The following is a 17,712-nucleotide window of genomic DNA, read 5'->3' as shown; positions in this document are numbered from 1 at the left end:
CTCCCGCACTCTACCGCCGTCGCGGCGACCCCCGGCGCGCGTCCGTCGGCTCCCCGCACGCGCCCGACCACGCCGGACCCGTGCGCGACGGCCGTCGCTGCGGCCCGGCTCCACGACGGTCGGGGGTGCACGACGGGTCCGCGACGGGTCCGCGACGGGTGCGCGAGGGTGTGCGGGAGGGACGTGGGCGCACCCCTCCGCACGCCCGCGCCCCTCCCGCACGTCTGGGGGTCAGCCCTCGCCGCGCGGCCGGCGGCGGCCACGGACCACGAGGAGCGCTCCACCTGCGACCACCAGCGAGGCCGCGCACAGCAGCACCACGCCGGCGGGGGTACCGGTCCACGCCAGGACGCCGCTCGCCGTGCTCGGCGCCGCGTTCCCCGTCGACGGCGAGGTGGTCCCGCCCGGCACGGCCACCACGGTCGGGTCGGGGGACGGCGCCGGGTCCGGGTCGGTGGGCTGCGGGTCGACGGGCTGCGGGTCGGTGGGCACCGGGTCGACAGGCTGCGGGTCGACGGGCTCCGGGTCGACCGGCTCGGGGTCGACCGGCTCGGGATCCGCCGCGACGAAGCTCACGCGCACCGTGCCGACCTCGGTGCCGCCGACGGACGCGCGGACCGTCGCCACGCCCGGCTCCGCGGACCGGAGCCCGACCGTGACGGTGCCGTCGCCGTGGTCGACCGGGGTGTCCAGCTCCCCGAGGTCCGTGGCGAACGTCACGTCGCCGGCAGCATCCGCGGCCTCGACGCCACCCGCGCGGGGCGCGTCCGCAGAAGGCGCATCCGCAGCGGGCGCGTCCGCAGAAGGCGCATCCGCCGAAGGCGCGTCCGCCGAAGGCGCGTCCACGGCAGGCACAGCCGCATCAGGCGCATCCGTAGCGGGCGCGTCGCCGGCGGGGACCGCGGCGTCTGCGTCCCCCTGGCCGGGGGTGACCGCCCCCGTGGTGAGCGTGACGGTCGACACCGACACGCCGTCCGCCGGGAGCGCGCGCGGGGCGGCGTCCAGCGTCGCGGTGACGGCCCGCTCGGTGACCTCGACGGTCGTCGGGGCGCCGCAGCTCTCCGGCGATCCGGTGGCGCACGCCGACGGGTCGAGCACCGTCGGCGACGCCGCGCGCGTCACCGACGCCTCCCAGGTCCCGGCGGACACGGCGCGTGCCGTCAGCCGGATCTGCGCCGCCTGCCCGGACGCGAGGTCCCCGACGGTCCACGTGCCCGTCGCGGCGTCGTAGGTCCCGTCGCCGGACTGCGCCGTCAGCGCCAGGCCGGCGGGGATCGCGAAGTCGACGGCGGTCCCGGGCGACGCCGCGGGCCCGTCGTCGCGGACGTCGAGCGTGTAGGTCACCTCGTCGCCGACCTGGACGGAGGGCGGGTCGACGGTCGCGCCGACCGCGAGGTCCGCGAACGGCTCGACCCGCTCGCCGACCGTCACGAACCACGCGCGGGTCACCTCCGCCCCGGGCGCCACCGCGTCGGCGCGCCACAGGACGGCGGCGCTGTTGTCGAGCGCCGGGAGCTCGTCGCACGCCGCCGTGGTCCTGTCGGCGCGCAGGCACCCCGTCGTGACGCCGTACCCGCTGGCGGCAGCGGCGACGGCGTAGTAGTTGCCACCCAGCAGGATCGGGTCGGGCGACACCGCCACGACGCTCATCGCCCCCGCGCCCTCCGACGCGATGCAGCTCGAGGAGGTGGCGTCCATCGCCGACATCCCGAAGTCGCTCCCGGCGAAGTAGCAGTCGTACCAGTAGCCGAGCTGCACGTCCTCCGCCCTCTGCCTGAGGTTCGTGTAGCTGATCCGCCCCTGGACGTAGTCGTCGCCGTCGGCGTAGAGGTTCGTCGTGGTGACCCGCATGACGCCGGCCACCTCGCGCGTCGTGGAGATCCAGTACGGGTCGGCCGGCGTGCCGGTGCCGCCGTGCCGCTGCTCGACGAACGTGCCCGACGCCCAGAACATCTCGCGCCCCGACGCTGTCGTGACCATGGGGCCGGTGTTGCCCGCGGCCGTGCCGCCCTCGCGGTCGGTCGTCCGGTAGTACGCCCCGAAGGTCGTCGAGTGCCGGGTCCAGAGCTGGCTGCGCATCGACGGGTCGAGGTACACCCGCTGGATGCTGGTGTTCTCGACGCGGATCGCGCCGTCCTCGACGTGCCCCGGCGCCGCGAGCGCCGGGCCGCCCCCGGCCACGAGCCCGAGCCCGGCCAGTGCCACGGCGAGCACCCCCGCCCCGGCGCGCCGCAGCCGGCCCCCGATCGTCGTCCTCGGTCGTCTGGCGTCCACGCCTGGTCCTCTCGTCGCCGCGGCGGCGCCCGCGCGGGCACCGCGTCCGACGCTGACGGCGCTGCGGCAGGACCGGGTGGGGGACCCCTGTCCTGCGTGGGTGCTCCGTCGCCGCGTCCGCACGCGGGCCCGTGGAGCACTCAGGCCGTCCACCGCGCGGGTGAGTGGAGGCGCAGCGGACGTGAGCGCCGCGACCTGCGTGGGCCCGCGTGCAGCGCCGGCCCCGCGCGGGGATGCTGGGACGCGGCCCCCGGCGGACGGTGCCGGGGCGGCCGAGGGAGGCGCCGGGTGCCGGGCCTGGGGGCCCGGCTGCTGCTCGACCGGCGCGACGACCCGGACGAGCCGCTGCGGGTCGACGCCGACCCGGCGGGGCGCCCGTTCCGCCGTCGTCCTGGGCTGAGCCTCCCCGTCAGCGCGGCGCGGCCCCGGTGAGCCGCGTGACGTGCAGCGTGAGGTAGAGCAGCTCGTCGGCGTCGACCGTCCAGTCGAACAGCTCCTCGAGCAGCGCCCCGATCCGCACGGCCGAGGCGAACTGCCGCGGCTTCGACGCCCGCACGGCCGCGAGCACCTCGTCGGTGTCGCCGCTGCCGGAGGGCACGCCCGGGGCCGGGGGCTTCGGGTCCTGGCGCGCCCGGACGAACAGGAACCGCAGGTGGGTGACGAACCGCGCCACGTCCACCGCGCCCTCGTCGAACCGGATGCCGTGCTCGTCGTCGATGATCTGCAGGATCTGCTGCAGCGCCTCGGTCATCCGCACGTACTCGCGCATGTCGTCCGAGCCGTACTGGGCGTTGACGAAGTGCATCGCGATCGGCACGGCCTCGGACGCGGGCAGCCGGACGCCGGTGCGCCGCTCCACGATCTCCAGCGCCTCCCGGCCGAACGCCAGCTCGGCGGGGTAGAGGTAGGAGAGCTCCGAGCGCAGCGGGTACTCGGTCGCGCTGCCCTCGCGCACGCGGCGGAGGGCGAACCCGATGTGGTCGGCGAGCGGGAGGAGCACCCGCGCCGTGACGTGCGGCCCGAGGCGCTCGCGTCCTGCGCGCATGACCTCCTCGGAGGCCGCGACGGCGTCGATCGAGATCTCCTCGACCATGGCCGCGAGCCGCTCCAGCGAGCCGATGCCGTCGGGCACGAAGGTGCGCTGCACCGCGGCGGGGTCCACCTCGTCGCCGGGCGAGGTGCGGAACCCCAGGCCGGGGCCGAGCAGGATGACCTCCGTCCCGGCGTCGTCGATCCCGAGCACGACGCTGTTGTTCAGGACCTGCTTGACGCGCATGGTCACCTCCGCCGCCCGTTGGTCGCGATCAGCTCGCGGTACCAGTGGAAGGAGTCCTTGCGGTACCGGTCGAGCGTGCGCAGGTCGTCCTCGTCGCGGTCGACGTAGACGAACCCGTACCGCTTGCGCATGCCCTGGTGCGTGGACACGAGGTCGATCGCGGCCCACGGGCAGTAGCCGATCACCTCGACCCCGTCGGTGACCGCCTCCTGGATCTGCGCCACGTGGTCGCGCAGGTACGCGATGCGGTACGGGTCGTGCACGGTGCCGTCGGGCTCGAGGACGTCGGGGGCGCCGAGCCCGTTCTCCGTGACGAGCAGCGGCAACCGGTACCGGTCGTACAGCTGCCGGAACGTCGTCCGGAACCCGACCGGGTCGGTCTCCCAGCCGAACGCGGTGGTCGGCAGGTGCGGGTTCTCGACGCCGCGGTACACGCCGGCGTCGCCGATGAGCAGGTGCTGGTCCTGCGAGCCGCCCTTCTCGGGCCCGTCCGGCGTCGGGGCCCCGACCGTGTGCGAGGTGTAGTAGTTGAACGCCACGAAGTCCGGCCGGCCGGCGGCCAGGTCGTCCAGGTCCCCCGGCGCGACGACCGGCCGCCAGCCGCGCTCCCCCAGGTACGCCCAGGCGGTCGGGTTGTAGACGCCGTGGACCGCCGCGTCCAGGTACAGCCAGTTCCGGATCGCGGCGAAGTCCTCGGCCGCGACGACGTCGAGCGGGTCGCTGCTCGCCGGGTACACGCACGCGATGTTCGGCGCCGGCCCGACCAGCGCACCGGGCACCTCGTGCACCGCGCGCATGGCGCGGGCCTGGGCGACGAGCATGTGGTGGCTCTGCTGATAGAGCTCGCGCTGCGGGTCGTCGCCGGCGGGTGCCGGGACACCGAGCGCCCCGCCGAACAGGATCATGACGTTCTGCTCGTTGATCGTCAGCCAGTACCGCACGCGGTCGCCGAGCGCGGCGGTCAGCACCCGCGCGTACCGCTCGAAGGCGTCGACGGTCGCCCGCGACGACCAGCCGCCCTTCGCCTGGAGCGCCTGCGGCAGGTCGAAGTGGTACATCGTGAGGACCGGCTCGATGCCGTGCGCGAGCAGCGCGTCGACCAGGCGGCCGTAGAACGCCAGGCCCTCCGGGTTCACCTCGCCGTCGCCGTCCGGGATCACGCGCGACCAGGACACGGAGAACCGGTACGCGCGCAGGCCGAGCTCCGCCATCAGCGCCACGTCCTCCTCGAACCGGTGGTAGTGGTCGCTCGCGACGGTGTAGTCGGCGACGTCCGCCGGGCGGTCGGTGCGGGCGTCCATGACCGACGGGCCCCTGCCGTCGACGTCGGCGGCTCCCTCCACCTGGTAGGCGGACGTGGAGGCGCCCCACAGGAACGTCGGCGGGAACGGGCGCAGGGTGCGGTGGTGCACGGGTCCTCCTCAGGCCGCGGGGGTGACGGTCAGGAGCGTCCGGCCGGCGTCGACCGGGCCCGGGGGCTCGGTCTCGACGCCGCCCAGCGTCCGGGCGTTGGTGACGACGAGCACGACCGTGGTGGGGCAGCCCGCCGCCTCGACGCCGGCGAGGTCGACCCGGGCGAGCACGTCCCCGGCCGCCACGCGGGCACCGGCCGTGACGGCGGGGGCGAAGTGCCGGCCGTTCAGCGTCACGGTGTCGATGCCGATGTGCACGAGCACCTCGACGCCCGCGTCGGACCGGAGCCCGTACGCGTGCGGCATGGCGGTGACGACGGTGCCCGCCAGCGGCGCGACGACGGTGCCCGACGTGGGCCGGACGGCCATGCCGGGCCCGAGGAGCCCCGCGGAGAACGCCGGGTCCTCCACGTCGGCGAGCGGGACGGCGGCCCCGGTGACGGGCGCACCGAGCCGGACGGGACCCTCCTCGGCGGGGCCGGGTGCTGGTGCCTCCCGGCGGCTGCCCCGCCCCCACCGGGGGCGGCGGCTCTCGTCCTTCGCGGGCATCGGTGCTCCTTCTCGTGGTGCGACGTGCGGGACGGGCGGGGCCCGTCAGAGGTTCATGGCGTACGTGTGGCCCTCGAAGACGGCGTCCATGATGATCCGGGGCCGCACGCAGTCCCCCACCACCACCGTCTCCGGCGTGATCCCGTAGAACGACCGGGCCAGGTCGTCCCGCGCGCGCATGCCGACGGACACGACCACGTGGTCGGCGGGCAGCGCCTCCTCGACGCCGTCGGCGTCCGCCACGACGACGGCGTCCGCCTCGATCCGCAGGCAGCGCCTGCCGAGCCGGAAGCCCAGGGTCGGGGTGTCCTCGATCTTCTGCCGCAGGGCCTCCCGGTACAGGCTGTTGCCCTGCGGGGCGTAGGTCTGCCCGATGTCGACCATCGTCACGTCCTTGCCGCGCAGCCGGGCGAGCTCCAGCCCGATCTCGGTGCCGATGGACCCGGCCCCGACGACGACCACGCGGTCGCCGATCTCGTCCTCGCGCAGGATCGCCTCGTTGCCGGTCATGACGTGCGGCTGGTCCAGGCCGATGATCGGCGGCACCACCTCGGTGGCCCCCACGGCGACGACCAGCGCGTCCGGCCGCAGCTCGCGGACCAGGTCCGGCGTGGCGTCGACCCCGGTGCGGACGTCGACCGTGCTGTTCGCGACCTGCCGCAGCAGGTACTCCAGGTAGGCCCTGATGTCCTGCTTGTAGTGCTCGCGTGCCACGTACTGCAGCTGGCCGCCGAGCACGTCGTCCTTCTCCAGGAGCACGACCTCGTGGCCGCGCTGCGCGGCGGTGAGCGCCGCGGTGATGCCACCGGGGCCGCCGCCGACCACGACGGTGCGCCGCGGGCGGGGGGGTGACGGTGAGCTGCCGCGGGACGAACCCCTCGTTCCAGAACCGCGGGTTCACCGAGCAGCCGACGTTCCGGCGGTTCGTGCTGATGTGGTAGCACTGCAGGCACCGGATGCACGGCACGATCTCGTCGGCGCGACCCTCCTGCGCCTTGCGCGGCCAGTCCGGGTCCGCGATGAGCGGCCGGCCGAGAGCGACCATGTCGACGACGCCCGACGCGATGAGGTTCTCCGCCTCGGCCGGGGTCATGATCGCGCCGACCACGCTGACCGGGACCTGCACCTCGGCCTTGACCCGCGCCGCCCACGGGACGTTCGGCATGTGCTCCTCGAAGTTCGTGGTCGCCATGTGGACGTTGCCCTCGACCCCGATGTCGACGCCGGCGGAGACCTGCACGGTGTCGACGAGCGGTTCGGCCAGCCGGATGAACGCCAGCGTGTCCTCGAACGAGATGGAGCCCTCCACCCACTCCACCGCGCTGATCCGCATGTCCACCGGGAAGTCCGGGCCCACCGCCGCGCGCACCGCCTGCAGGATCGCCAGCGGGAACCGCGCCCGGTTCTCCAGGGACCCGCCGTACCCGTCGGTCCGGGAGTTCGCGCGCGGCGACAGGAACTGCGCCGGCAGCCAGCCGTGCCCGAAGTGCAGGAACACCATGTCGAAGCCCAGGTCGCGGGCGTTGCGGGCCGTGCGGCCCCACAGCTCGGCCACCTCGGCCATGTCGTCCTCGGTCATGCCGCGGACCTCCACGCCGTCCTCCCGGACGTACGACACGGGGCCGCGGGCGAAGTCCGCGACGCGGGCGTGCCGGCCGCCGTGGAAGATCTCGATCGACGCCTTCGCTCCCGCCTGGTGCGCCTTGAGCACGCGGCGGCGGGTCTCCTCCACCTCGTACTTGGCGAACGCGTCGGGCTCGTCCGGGCTCGCGTAGGAGGACCGGCCGGGCTCGACGATCGCGTGGCCGGTGATGACGATGCCGGCACCGCCGAGCGCCTTGTCCTCGAAGAAGTCCCCGGTGGGGGTCGCCACGATGCGGTTCTTGGTGGTCACCCGGTTGATGCGCAGGGGCGAGAACAGGTGCGGGAAATCCATGGGGGCCTTCCGGTGCGGGCGTGGGGGGCGACGTGGCGGGGCACGGCGGCGGGGAGCGGGGGCGTCCCCGCCGCCGTGCGGCTCAGCGGGCCGCGGCGGGTTCGACGGCCGCGGCGCGGGCGGTCCCGGCCGACGCCGCGCCGGCGGACCGGGAGCGTCCGCGCCGGTCGAGCACGAGCGTCACGACGAACGCCACGGCGATCGTGCAGAAGACCGCCAGGAAGTACGGCACGGCCCGCGGCGACGACAGGAAGGCCGGCGCCCCGAGCACGCCGGTGAACGCGAACGCCGTGATGTACACGTCGAACAGCCCGCAGACCAGGCCGCCGACGAGACCACCGGCGAGCACGCCGACGAAGTACTTCTTGCTCTTGACGAGCACGCCGTAGATGCCGGGCTCGGTGATGCCGGCGATGCCGTTGACGAAGGCCGCGGACCCGGCGACGGCCCGGGTGGGACGGTCCTTCGACAGCACCAGGACGGCCAGCAGGACGCCGAGCACCGCGTAGTTGCCCATGCCGCCCGCGGCGAGCGAGTACTCCGTGCCCTGGTCCGCGAGGATGCCGAGCTGCAGCGGCAGCACCAGCCAGTGCGCGCCCAGCATGATGACGAAGACGAACAGCGCGCCGAAGATCATGCTCATCACGAGCGGGTACTGGACGAGCCAGTCGTAGCCGGTCGCCACGCCGTTCGCGATCGCGAAGCCGATGGGTCCGAAGACCAGCAGCATGAGCGGCACCATGACCACGAGCGAGACCACCGGCACCAGGAGCAGGTGGGTGATCTGCGGCAGGACCCGCTTCAGCGCGCGCTCCAGGAAGGAGAACGCCCACATCCCGATGATGATCGGGATCACGGTGTTGGCGAACGACTGGCCGACGAACGGGATGCCGAAGACGTCGAGGCGCTCCCCCGTGACGTTGATCGCCGTCAGGCTGGGCTCCATCAGGGCCGCGCCGATCGTCGCCCCGACGTACGGGTTCGCGCCGAACTGCCGGGCCGCGGTGAACGCCAGGAGGATCGGGAAGAAGTACAGCATCGCGTTGCCGGCGGCGGACAGGATCGCGTAGGTGTTCGAGGTGTCGGCGATCCAGCCGAACTGCACGCAGAGGGCGAGCAGGCCCTTGATGATGCCGACGGACGCCAGCACCGGGATGTACGGGGTGAAGATCGCGGAGATCGTCGCGAGGACGCGGTCCAGCCACGAGCCCCGCGGGCGCTCGGGCTCGGGCGCACCCGGTGCCGGCCGGGCGGCGGCCTCCTCCCCGGGCACGCCGGGGACGGCGGCGACGGCCTTGTAGGCGTCGGGGACGCCGGGTCCGACGATCACCTGGAACTGGCCCTGGGACTCCAGGACCCCGACGGCCTCGGGGAGCTCCTCGATGCGCTTGCGGTCGACCTTCGCCGGGTCGACGAGCTGGAACCGCAGGCGGGTCGCGCAGTGCGTGACCTGCCTGATGTTGTCGGGGCCGCCCACCGCGTCGACGGTGACGCGAGCGAACTCGGTGTACATGGCGCTTCCTCTCCCGACCCGCTGCACCGCGGACCGGATACGGCTCGGCAGGGGCCGAGACCTGGACGGGCGACTGCTCCGTCGCAGTCAGACGCCGGCGCGCGGGACGGACGGCGGCCGCGGCGACCGCAGGCGGGGGCTGCCTGCGGCGCGTCGACCGCCCGGGTACGCAGGAAGGAGGCGTCTCACCGACCGCCACCGCCTGGTGGCTCGCGGCGAGGGGCCACGTCGTCCTCCGGGGACCTGGGACCGTCCGTCCGGTCCGGTCGCGGGGAGGCGATGCGGACCCGGACGCACGGACGACCGTGCGCCGGGCCACCGATCTTGCCTCCGCGAGGAGTAACAACCCTGTGGCCGTGGATGAAGCAGGTGCTTCGGGCGGCAGCATGCCCCTGCCGTGGCAGGGAACGCAAGTAGCGGGGGCCGAGGCACCGTCCTGGGCACGGGGTTTGACGCCGCGCCCCCGGTCGCCGTAGAACTGGGCGCACCAGGGTTGTTACTGAGCGGATCAGGCAAGACCTGAGGCACCGGCACCACGTCGGACGCCTCAGGTCTTTTTTGTTGCCCTGGGACGTCGCCCACCGCCGGGCGCCGGACGAGAAAGGGACCTCCATGCCTCACCGTCGAGCGCGCATCGCGACCGCCACCGGCCTGCACGCCCGCCCCGCGTCCGTCCTCACCCGCGCCGCCGCGGACGGCGGGCACGCCGTGCAGATCGGCCGTGACGGCGAGCCGGCCGTGGACGCCGCGAGCATCCTGTCGGTGATGGGCCTCAAGCTGCAGCACGGCGAGGAGGTCGTGCTGTCCGCCGAGTCGGCCGACGCCGGACCGCTGCTGGACGAGCTGGCCGCGCTGCTGGCGTCGGACCTCGACCTGGTCGGTCAGGCGTGAGCGCCGCCGGCGACGGACCCGTGGCCCGTCCCACGGCCCAGCCCGTGACCGGCGGCCCGCTGCGCGGCATCGGCGTCGGCCGCGGCTGCGCTGTCGCCCCGGTGGCACGCGTCGCCCCCGCGCCCCAGGTGCCGGCCGACGAGCCCGCCCCCGCCGACCCGGACGCCGCCGAGGCGCGTCTGCGTGCGGTGCTGGGGGAGGTCGGCGACGACCTGCGGGCTCGCGCCGCCGCGACCGGCAACGAGGACCTGCGCCACATGCTGGAGGCCGCGGCGACGATGGCCGGCGACCCGGCGCTCGCCGCCGAGGCCGCGCGCCTGGTGCACGCCGGCCACGGGCCGGCCACCGCGGTCGACCAGGCGGTCGAGGGTTTCGCGGCCGCGTTCACCGCCGCGGGCGGCGACCTGGCCGAGCGCGCGACGGACCTGCGCAGCGTCCGGCACCGTGCTGTCGCCCGGCTGCTGGGCGTCCCCGAGCCGGGACTGGCGCCGTTGGACGGCCCCGCGGTCGTCGTCGCGGAGGACCTCTCGCCCGCCGACACCGCGGCGCTGGACCTGACGAAGGTCGCCGCGATCGTCACGGAGCTCGGCGGGCCGACCTCGCACACCGCCATCGTCGCGGGGCAGCTCGGGCTGCCGTGCGTCGTGCGCGTGGCAGGCGCGACCTCGCTGGCCACCGGCACCCCGGTGCTCGTCGACGCCGCCGCCGGCACCGTCGAGCCCGACCCGTCGCCCGAGGCGGTCGCCGTGGTCGCGCGCCGCGCTGCGGCCGAGGAGGAGATCCGCGCCGTCGACGGCCCCGGCGCCACCGCCGACGGCCACGCCCTGCCGCTGCTCGCGAACGTCGGCACGCCCGCCGACGCCCGCGACGCCGCGCCCCGCAGCGAGGGCGTCGGCCTGTTCCGCACCGAGGTGCTGTTCCTCGACGCGCGCACCGAGCCGACCGTCGCCGCGCAGCAGTCCGCGTACGCGGAGGTCGTCGAGGCCTACGCCGGCCGCAAGGTCGTCATCCGCACCCTCGACGCGGGCGCCGACAAGCCGCTGGCCTTCGCCACGCAGCCCGACGAGGAGAACCCCGCGCTCGGCGTGCGCGGCTACCGGCTGGTGCGCAGCGTGCCGGGCGTCGTCGAGCGACAGCTCGAGGCCCTGGGAGCGGTCGTCCGGTCCCTGCCCGCCGAGCGCCGTGCGGACGTCTGGGTGATGGCGCCGATGATCGCCACCCCCGCGGAGGCCCGCGCGTTCGCGACCGCCGCCCGCGCCGCCGGCGTCGAGCGGGTCGGCGTCATGGTCGAGGTCCCCGCCGCCGCCCTGCGGGCCGAGGCGATCCTCGCGGAGGTCGACTTCGTGTCCCTCGGCACCAACGACCTCGCGCAGTACACGATGGCGGCGGACCGGCTGCGCGGCGAGCTCGCCGACCTGCTGGACCCGTGGCAGCCCGCGGTGCTCGACCTCGTGGCCGCGACCGCCCGCGCGGGTTCGGCGCTCGGCAAGCCCGTGGGTGTGTGCGGCGAGTCGGCCTCCGACCCGCTCATGGCGCTCGTGCTCGCGGGTCTCGGCATCACGTCCCTGTCGATGGCCGCCGGGCGGGTGCCCGCCGCGCGGTACGCGCTGCGCGCCCACACCCTCGACCGGTGCCGCGCGATGGCGGACGCCGCGCTCGCCGCGCCGGACGCCGCGGCGGGCCGGGCGGCGGTGCGGGAGCTGCTCGACGCCGACGCGGCGCGGGTGCTGCTCGGGGAGTGACCGGCTCCGGGCGGGGGCCGCGACGCCCCCGCCCGGAGCCCGCGCGCCGGCGTACGCTCGCCGAGGGCGCGCCCTGCTCGCGCCCACGAAGGAGCCGCCATGGGACACCCGGTCCCGAAGTGCCCGATCCGGCCGGGCGACGCCTGCACCCTGTGCTTCCCCGGGGCGGACGGCCCGCAGAACTGCGGGCTCGTGTGGCTGGTGATGGACGACGAGGAGCAGCGCGAGGAGCTGCACGAGCGGACCGTGGCCCGGCGCACTGCGCCGCGCTGACGCCGGACGGGCTCCGCCCCCAGGATTCGAACCCGGACCGCAAGGCTCCAAAGGCCTGCGTGCTGCCGTTACACCAGGGCGGACCGCGGGCCGCCAGGAGGGCGCCCGCGTCGGCCGCCAGTCTGCCAGGCGGAGACGTCGCGCGACGCAGCGCCCCCCGGGCGGGCGCCGGGCCTGACAGGATGGCCGGATGACCGCCGAGCCCCGCCGCAGCCCGAAGGCGACGCGCGCCCGCATGACCGCGACGCAGCGGCGCGAGCAGCTGCTGGCCGTCAGCCGCCGCCTGTTCGCCGAGAAGGGGTTCGAGGGGACCTCGATCGAGGAGATCGCGGCGCGCGCCGAGGTGTCGAAGCCGGTCGTGTACGAGCACTTCGGGGGCAAGGAGGGGATCTACGCGGTCGTCGTCGACCGGGAGATCCAGGCGCTGACGAGCGCGCTGTCCGGGGCGCTGGACGAGGGCGGGCACCCCAAGGTCATGGTCGAGCGGTCGGCGCTGGCGCTGCTGGGCTACATCGAGGACTCCGAGGACGGGTTCCGGATCCTCGTGCGGGACTCGCCGGTCGCGCAGGCCACGGGGACGTTCTCCAGCCTGATCGGGGACGTCGCGACGCAGGTCGAGCACCTGCTGGCGGAGCAGTTCCGCAAGCAGCAGCTGGACCCGCGGACGGCGCCGATCTACGCGCAGATGCTGGTGGGGATGGTGGCGCTGACCGGGCAGCACTGGCTGGACGCGCGCAGCCCGAAGAAGGCGGACGTCGCGGCGGCGCTCGTGAACCTGGCCTGGAACGGCCTTTCGGGCATGGAACGGCGCCCGACGCTGACGACCGAGGCCGCGAGGCGCCCGGCGGCCACGCGGGGCGGCGCGGCGGCCGCACCCGCGGACTGAGCCGGCGCCGCCGACGGCGTGCCCTGCGGGGGTCCGTCCGCGCGCAGCGGGTAGCCTCGCCCGCATGTCGGCTGCCGCCCCTCCCTCCCCGCGTGGGGACGACCCGGCGGACGAGGTCGACCGGATCGTCGCGGCGTGGGCCCGCGAGCGGCCGGACCTGGACGTCGCGCCGCTGGCGGTGCTGTCCCGGGTGACCCGGCTGTCGCGGCACCTGGACCTGGCGCGGCGGCAGGCGTTCGCGCGCCACGGCCTGGAGCCGTGGGAGTTCGACGTGCTGTCCGCCCTGCGCCGGGCGGGGGCGCCGTACCGGATGTCGCCGGGTGCCCTGCTGACGCAGACGCTCGTGACGAGCGGCACCATGACGAACCGCATCGACCGGCTGGCCTCGCGCGCGCTGGTGGAGCGGTTGCCGTCCCCGGAGGACCGCCGGGGCGTCCTCGTGCGCCTGACGGACGACGGCCGCGCCCGGGTGGACGCGGCGATGTCGACGCTGCTGGAGGTGGAGGCGGGGCTGCTCGCCGGCCTGCCGGACGCGGACCGGGAGCGGCTCGCGGACCTGCTGCGCACGCTGGTCGCGCCCTTCGACACGCCCTGAGCGCGTGCCCTCAGCGCGTGCCCTGCCCCCGGCACGGACCTCGGCCCGGCCCCGACCGACGCCCCGGCACGCAGACGCGCGCGGCACCCCCCTCCCGGGTGCCGCGCGCGCCGGTACGGGTCGGTCAGGCCGCCTTGGCGAGCGCCTCCGACAGCTTCACGCGCCGCCCGGTGCGGAGCACGGACCGCTCGTAGATGCGGGCGCCGATCGCGGTGACGACCGCCGCGGACACCACGAGCACCGCGAGCGACAGCAGCGGCTCCCACCAGGACGCCTCGCCGAGGAACAGCCGCACCGGCATCCCGACGGCGGCGCTGAACGGCACGTACGACATGACCGTCAGCACGGTGTCGTTGTCGTTGAAGAAGATGACACCGAAGTACGGGATCATCACCAGCATGATGACCGGCGTCAGCACGGAGCCGGTGTCCTCGATGCGCGACACCAGCGAGGCCGCGGAGGCGAACATCGCCGCGAGCAGCACGAACCCGACGAGGAAGAACAGCACGAACCAGGCGACGGGCGCGCCGACCAGGCTCAGCACGTCGTCCTGACCGGTGACGACCAGGCCGACGACGGCCACCGCCGCGATCGCCGCGATCTGCCCGACGGCGAGCACGGTGTTGCCGAGGATCTTGCCGGCGAGCAGCGCCCGGGGCGGGACGGTCGACAGCAGGATCTCGACGATGCGGGACTGCTTCTCCTGCACGGTGTTCTGCGCGATGGTGCCGCCGAACGACGACGCGGCCATGAGGAACACCAGGCCGAACAGCAGGGAGACGAGGTACCGCAACCCGTCGGGCGTCGCGGAGTCGTCCAGCAGCTCCACGGGCGGGGTCACGGCGAGCGCCCCGACCACGCCGTCCGGCGCGGAGTCCAGGCCGACGACGACGATACCGAGCGGGTTGCCGGCGTCCTCGTCGGGGAGGATCGCGGCCGACACCTCCTCGGACTCGACGAGGGCGCGGGCCTCGTCCTCGTCGGCGGCGTCGACCGGCTCCAGGCCGTCCACGTCGGCGATCACCGACGCCGTCGCGGGCACGACGGCGACCTTGGTGTCACCGCCGCCGAGCTTGTCGCCCAGCAGCGAGGTCAGCACGATGCCGCCGAGCACCAGCAGCAGCAGGACACCCGTCGAGATGAGGAACGACTTGGTGCGGATCTGCGTCACGATCTCCCGTTCGGCGACCATGAGCGTGCTCTGCACGGCGCTGGGCGTCGCGGGACGGGCGGGCCGCGGGGCGGTGGGGGACGTCATCGGGCGGTCTCCTTCTCCCGCGCGCCGGCGGGCTCCTCGTCGTGGCGCTGCTCGTCGGTGACGATGTCGCGGAAGATCTCCGCGAGCCGCGGGCGCACGGGGGTGAACTGGCTGACCGGCGCGGCGTCGAGCGCGGCGCGCAGCACCCGCTGGGCGGTCGGCTCGTCCGCGTCGAACAGCGCATAGCCGCCGTCGAACTCGACGACTCGGACACCGGGCTCGGAACGCAGCCAGCCCATGTCGCCGCCGGACGTGATCTCGTACCGGGGCTCGGAGTACCGGGCGCGCAGCGCCTCCTTCTCCCCCGCCGCGCGGATCTTCCCGCCGGCGATGACGACGACGTCGTCGCAGAGCCGCTCGACCACGTCGAGCTGGTGCGAGGAGAACAGCACCGGCACGCCCCGGGCCGCGTGCTCGGACAGCACCCCGAGCACGACGTCGACCGCCATCGGGTCGAGGCCGGAGAACGGCTCGTCGAGGATGAGGACCTCCGGCTCGTGCACCAGCGCAGCGGCGATCTGGGCCCGCTGCTGGTTGCCGAGCGACAGGTCGTCGACCGGGTCGTCCAGCCGCTCGGCCAGGCCGAGCTTCTCGAGCAGCTCGCGCGCCCGCTCGGTGGCGCTGCGCCGGTCGTACCCGTGCAGCCGCGCCAGGTAGGCGATCTGCTCCAGCACCTTCATCTTCGGGTACAGCCCGCGCTCCTCCGGCATGTAGCCGAACCCGCGCCGCTGGTCCTCACCGAGGGGCTTGCCGTCGAGCGTCACCGTGCCGGAGTCGGCCGACAGCACCCCCAGCACGATCCGCATGGTCGTGGTCTTGCCCGCGCCGTTGCCGCCGACGAACCCCGTCAGCTTGCCGCGCTGCACCTCGAAGCCCACGTCGTCCAGCACCAGGCGGTCCCCGAAGGACCGGTGGATGCCGTCGAGTCGCAACATGTCCGTCTCCCGTTCTCCTGCGTCGTCCTCGGTCAACGCTAGGGATCGGGGGCTGCGTGCGCCTCAGCCGGGCGGCGGAACCTGCGCCCTCCGCCCCGCGGCGGAGGGCGCCGCACGCGTCAGTCCGCGAGGCCGTTCTGGTAGGCGAACACCACGGCCTGCACCCGGTCACGCAGGCCGAGCTTCATCAGCAGGTTCGAGACGTGCGTCTTCACCGTGGCCCGTCCCAGCACGAGCTCCGCGGCGATCTCGTCGTTGCTCATCCCGCGGGCGACGAGCCGCAGGACCTCCGTCTCGCGCTCGGTCAGCCCGGCGGCCGAGAGGCGCCCGCCCCCGTGCGGACCCGCGGCGGCGCTCCGGCCCGGGGTGGAGGCCACGCCCGCCCCGACGGCCCGGGCGATGACCGCCCGCGTGACCTCCGGCGACAGCAGGGCGTCTCCGGCGGCGACCGCGCGCACCGCGTCGGCGAGCTGCTCGGGGCGGGAGTTCTTCAGCAGGAACCCCGCGGCGCCGGCCTGGAGCGACTCCAGCAGGTAGTCGTCGCGGTTGAACGTGGTGAGCACGAGCACCGCCGCGGTGACGTCCGGGTCCGCGACGATGCGGCGGGTGGCCTCGAGGCCGTCCATGTCCGGCATCTGCACGTCCATGCAGACCACGTCGGGGCGCAGCGCGCGGGCCAGGTCGACGGCTTCCCGGCCGGTGCCTGCTTCGCCGACGACCTCCAGGTCCGGCGCGGCGCCGAGGATCGTCGCGAGGCCGGCGCGCAGCAGGGCCTGGTCGTCGGCGAGCAGCACCCGCACCGACCCCGCCGTCCGGGGCGTGCCCGCGGCCTCCTGCTGCGTCATCGCGCTCCTCCCGTCCGCGGTGCGAGCGGCACCCGCGCCCGCACCAGGTAGCCGCCGCGGCCCCGCGCCCCGGTCTCCAGCGTGCCGCCGTCCGCGGCGACCCGTTCCCGCATCCCGACCAGCCCGAGCCCGCCCGACGTCCCCCGGCCGACGCGCCGGCCGCCGGTGCCGTCGTCCGCCACCTCGAGCTCCACCGCGGCGCCGTCGTAGCGCAGCCGGACGTCCACCCGCGCGCCCGTCCCGGCGTGCTTGCGGACGTTCGTCAGCGCCTCCTGGCAGATCCGGTACAGGTTGAGCGACGTCAGCGGCGGCACGCGCACCGGCTCCCCCACGACCTGGAACTGGGCCTCGAGACCGTTGTCCGTGGCCTGCCGGACCAGCTCCGGGAGCCGGTCGACGCCGAGCGAGCCCACCGCCGCCTCGCCCGGCTCGGGCACCGGGGTGTCGCGCAGGGTCGTCAGCAGCCCGTGCAGCTCGTCGACGGCCTCCCGGGCGGAGTCCTCGACCTGCTCGAGCGCTGCCGCGGCGCGCCCCGGGTCCACGCCGAGCAGGGTGCGGGCGGCGGCCGCCTGCACGCCCATCATCGACACGTGGTGCGCGACGGCGTCGTGCAGCTCACGCGCCAGCCGCAGCCGCTCGATCGCCACGGCCTGCTCCTCGACGCGGCGGCGCTCCCCGACGAGCAGCCGGCCCCGCCAGTCGGTGCGGGCGCGCTCCCGTGCGGCGTTCCACGCGTGGTCGCCGAACCACCAGGCGCCGGCGAAGTACAGGACGTTGGTGAGCAGCTGGATCAGCAGGAACGCGACGAGCGGCGAGAACGCCCCGGCGTTGGAGAAGCCCTCGATCCCCTCGGGGTCGGTGACCGCCTGGAACATGGCGATCAGCAGCCACACGAACATCGCGACGACCACGACGCCGCGCACGACGAGGGCCCGCGTCCGCCGCGGGTCCCAGGCACCGACCGTGTACAGCGCCATGAACAGGGCGATGTTCGAGAACAGGGTCTCCGGGACGCGCAGCTCGCCGACCACGACGAACGCCGCCGCGACGGCTACCGCGACGGCGGCGGGCCACCGCCGGCGCACCGCCAGAGGTGCGGTGACGGCGAGCACGCACAGCACCGCCACCCAACCCTCGGCCGGGTCGTCGTACATCCCGGCGGTGCCGCCGAGCGCGAGGCTGAGCACCCCGCCGACCAGCAGGCCGGCCGCGAGCAGCGCGTCGTACCGGCGCTGGTCGGCGGTCAGGGACGGTCGTCGCCAGCCGGGGGCGTCGGGGTCGGCGTCGAGGTCGGCGTCGAGGTCGGGGCGCGGCACGGGCCCCACGG

The 17,712-nt window shown here is 75.1% G+C and carries 16 protein-coding genes, 1 tRNA gene and 1 pseudogene; 6 read left to right on the top strand and 12 right to left on the bottom strand.

Annotated elements, in window-relative coordinates; translation table 11 throughout:
* Nucleotides 1-231: 231 nt before the first annotated feature.
* The gene (locus K5O09_RS03785; RefSeq protein WP_222171516.1) at nucleotides 232-2,274 is read right to left on the bottom strand and encodes a DUF11 domain-containing protein; all 2,043 of its coding nucleotides are present in this window, start codon (nucleotides 2,272-2,274) and stop codon (nucleotides 232-234) included.
* Nucleotides 2,275-2,562: 288 nt separating this feature from the next.
* Here K5O09_RS03785 and K5O09_RS03780 point away from each other — a divergent pair, with 288 nt between their 5' ends.
* On the top strand, nucleotides 2,563-2,706 hold the full coding sequence (locus tag K5O09_RS03780; protein WP_222172914.1) for a hypothetical protein: 144 nt from the start codon (nucleotides 2,563-2,565) through the stop codon (nucleotides 2,704-2,706).
* Here K5O09_RS03780 and K5O09_RS19110 read toward each other — a convergent pair.
* The 6 genes and pseudogenes from K5O09_RS19110 to K5O09_RS03740 all read right to left on the bottom strand — a co-directional run bounded on the left by K5O09_RS19110 (nucleotide 2,684) and on the right by K5O09_RS03740 (nucleotide 8,960).
* Nucleotides 2,684-3,550: a PRD domain-containing protein gene (locus K5O09_RS19110; protein WP_255596068.1), complete on the bottom strand. Its 867-nt coding sequence runs from the start codon at nucleotides 3,548-3,550 to the stop codon at nucleotides 2,684-2,686. The two genes, K5O09_RS03780 and K5O09_RS19110, sit on opposite strands and share 23 nt — an antisense overlap.
* Nucleotides 3,551-3,552: 2 nt before the next feature.
* Nucleotides 3,553-4,962, bottom strand: coding sequence for a glycoside hydrolase family 1 protein (locus tag K5O09_RS03760; RefSeq protein ID WP_222171515.1), 1,410 nt, complete (start codon nucleotides 4,960-4,962; stop codon nucleotides 3,553-3,555).
* A 9-nt stretch (nucleotides 4,963-4,971) separates the two neighbouring features.
* Complete coding sequence (locus K5O09_RS03755; RefSeq protein WP_222171514.1) at nucleotides 4,972-5,511, bottom strand: PTS glucose transporter subunit IIA; 540 nt, start codon at nucleotides 5,509-5,511, stop codon at nucleotides 4,972-4,974.
* A gap of 45 nt (nucleotides 5,512-5,556) precedes the next feature.
* Nucleotides 5,557-6,336 carry an FAD-dependent oxidoreductase gene (locus K5O09_RS03750; protein WP_222171513.1) on the bottom strand — a complete coding sequence of 260 codons (780 nt, stop codon included), beginning with the start codon at nucleotides 6,334-6,336 and terminating at the stop codon, nucleotides 5,557-5,559.
* A gap of 205 nt (nucleotides 6,337-6,541) precedes the next feature.
* Nucleotides 6,542-7,447, bottom strand: a pseudogene (locus tag K5O09_RS19510) (hypothetical protein); the annotation flags it as partial.
* 82 nt (nucleotides 7,448-7,529) lie between these two features.
* Nucleotides 7,530-8,960, bottom strand: a complete 1,431-nt coding sequence (locus tag K5O09_RS03740; RefSeq protein ID WP_222171512.1) for a PTS transporter subunit EIIC — start codon at nucleotides 8,958-8,960, stop codon at nucleotides 7,530-7,532.
* 612 nt (nucleotides 8,961-9,572) lie between these two features.
* Between K5O09_RS03740 and K5O09_RS03735 the strand changes: the two genes are divergently transcribed.
* The 3 genes from K5O09_RS03735 to K5O09_RS03725 all read left to right on the top strand — a co-directional run bounded on the left by K5O09_RS03735 (nucleotide 9,573) and on the right by K5O09_RS03725 (nucleotide 11,866).
* Nucleotides 9,573-9,851, top strand: coding sequence for an HPr family phosphocarrier protein (locus K5O09_RS03735; protein ID WP_222171511.1), 279 nt, complete (start codon nucleotides 9,573-9,575; stop codon nucleotides 9,849-9,851).
* A gap of 20 nt (nucleotides 9,852-9,871) precedes the next feature.
* Nucleotides 9,872-11,593 carry a putative PEP-binding protein gene (locus tag K5O09_RS03730; RefSeq protein ID WP_255596066.1) on the top strand — a complete coding sequence of 574 codons (1,722 nt, stop codon included), beginning with the start codon at nucleotides 9,872-9,874 and terminating at the stop codon, nucleotides 11,591-11,593.
* Between the two features lie 99 nt (nucleotides 11,594-11,692).
* A complete protein-coding gene (locus K5O09_RS03725) occupies nucleotides 11,693-11,866 on the top strand; it encodes a DUF6767 domain-containing protein (protein ID WP_222171510.1) in 174 nt (57 codons plus the stop codon).
* 11 nt (nucleotides 11,867-11,877) lie between these two features.
* On the opposite strand, the gene K5O09_RS03720 is transcribed toward K5O09_RS03725, so the two are convergent.
* Nucleotides 11,878-11,949, bottom strand: a tRNA-Gln gene (locus tag K5O09_RS03720).
* A 152-nt stretch (nucleotides 11,950-12,101) separates the two neighbouring features.
* On the opposite strand from K5O09_RS03720, the gene K5O09_RS03715 reads away from it, so the two are divergent.
* The gene (locus K5O09_RS03715) at nucleotides 12,102-12,752 is read left to right on the top strand and encodes a TetR/AcrR family transcriptional regulator (RefSeq protein WP_222172562.1); all 651 of its coding nucleotides are present in this window, start codon (nucleotides 12,102-12,104) and stop codon (nucleotides 12,750-12,752) included.
* 64 nt (nucleotides 12,753-12,816) lie between these two features.
* The gene (locus tag K5O09_RS03710; RefSeq protein ID WP_222171509.1) at nucleotides 12,817-13,347 is read left to right on the top strand and encodes a MarR family winged helix-turn-helix transcriptional regulator; all 531 of its coding nucleotides are present in this window, start codon (nucleotides 12,817-12,819) and stop codon (nucleotides 13,345-13,347) included.
* Nucleotides 13,348-13,471: 124 nt separating this feature from the next.
* Here K5O09_RS03710 and K5O09_RS03705 read toward each other — a convergent pair whose 3' ends face one another.
* From K5O09_RS03705 to K5O09_RS03690, 4 genes are all read right to left on the bottom strand, one after another.
* Nucleotides 13,472-14,605, bottom strand: coding sequence for an ABC transporter permease (locus K5O09_RS03705; protein ID WP_222171508.1), 1,134 nt, complete (start codon nucleotides 14,603-14,605; stop codon nucleotides 13,472-13,474).
* On the bottom strand, nucleotides 14,602-15,540 hold the full coding sequence (locus K5O09_RS03700; RefSeq protein WP_222171507.1) for an ABC transporter ATP-binding protein: 939 nt from the start codon (nucleotides 15,538-15,540) through the stop codon (nucleotides 14,602-14,604). Before K5O09_RS03700 ends, K5O09_RS03705 begins: the two co-directional genes overlap by 4 nt.
* 119 nt (nucleotides 15,541-15,659) lie before the next feature.
* Nucleotides 15,660-16,385, bottom strand: coding sequence for a response regulator transcription factor (locus tag K5O09_RS03695; RefSeq protein WP_222171506.1), 726 nt, complete (start codon nucleotides 16,383-16,385; stop codon nucleotides 15,660-15,662).
* Complete coding sequence (locus tag K5O09_RS03690) at nucleotides 16,382-17,701, bottom strand: sensor histidine kinase (RefSeq protein ID WP_255596063.1); 1,320 nt, start codon at nucleotides 17,699-17,701, stop codon at nucleotides 16,382-16,384. Before K5O09_RS03690 ends, K5O09_RS03695 begins: the two co-directional genes overlap by 4 nt.
* Nucleotides 17,702-17,712 lie beyond the last annotated feature (11 nt).

Origin of the sequence: Cellulomonas sp. C5510 (assembly GCF_019797765.1) — a bacterium.
Lineage (GTDB): Bacteria > Actinomycetota > Actinomycetes > Actinomycetales > Cellulomonadaceae > Cellulomonas.
Note: the sequence above shows the minus strand (reverse complement) of the source record. Positions and strands in the feature narration are given on the sequence as shown.

Coding starts and splice junctions, on each gene's coding strand:
- K5O09_RS19110 (WP_255596068.1), bottom strand. CDS start 3,550: ATGCGCGTCAAGCAGGTCCTGAACAACAGCGTCGTGCTCGGGATCGAC.
- K5O09_RS03755 (WP_222171514.1), bottom strand. CDS start 5,511: ATGCCCGCGAAGGACGAGAGCCGCCGCCCCCGGTGGGGGCGGGGCAGC.
- K5O09_RS03740 (WP_222171512.1), bottom strand. CDS start 8,960: ATGTACACCGAGTTCGCTCGCGTCACCGTCGACGCGGTGGGCGGCCCC.
- K5O09_RS03735 (WP_222171511.1), top strand. CDS start 9,573: ATGCCTCACCGTCGAGCGCGCATCGCGACCGCCACCGGCCTGCACGCC.
- K5O09_RS03725 (WP_222171510.1), top strand. CDS start 11,693: ATGGGACACCCGGTCCCGAAGTGCCCGATCCGGCCGGGCGACGCCTGC.
- K5O09_RS03715 (WP_222172562.1), top strand. CDS start 12,102: ATGACCGCGACGCAGCGGCGCGAGCAGCTGCTGGCCGTCAGCCGCCGC.
- K5O09_RS03710 (WP_222171509.1), top strand. CDS start 12,817: ATGTCGGCTGCCGCCCCTCCCTCCCCGCGTGGGGACGACCCGGCGGAC.
- K5O09_RS03705 (WP_222171508.1), bottom strand. CDS start 14,605: ATGACGTCCCCCACCGCCCCGCGGCCCGCCCGTCCCGCGACGCCCAGC.
- K5O09_RS03700 (WP_222171507.1), bottom strand. CDS start 15,540: ATGTTGCGACTCGACGGCATCCACCGGTCCTTCGGGGACCGCCTGGTG.
- K5O09_RS03695 (WP_222171506.1), bottom strand. CDS start 16,385: ATGACGCAGCAGGAGGCCGCGGGCACGCCCCGGACGGCGGGGTCGGTG.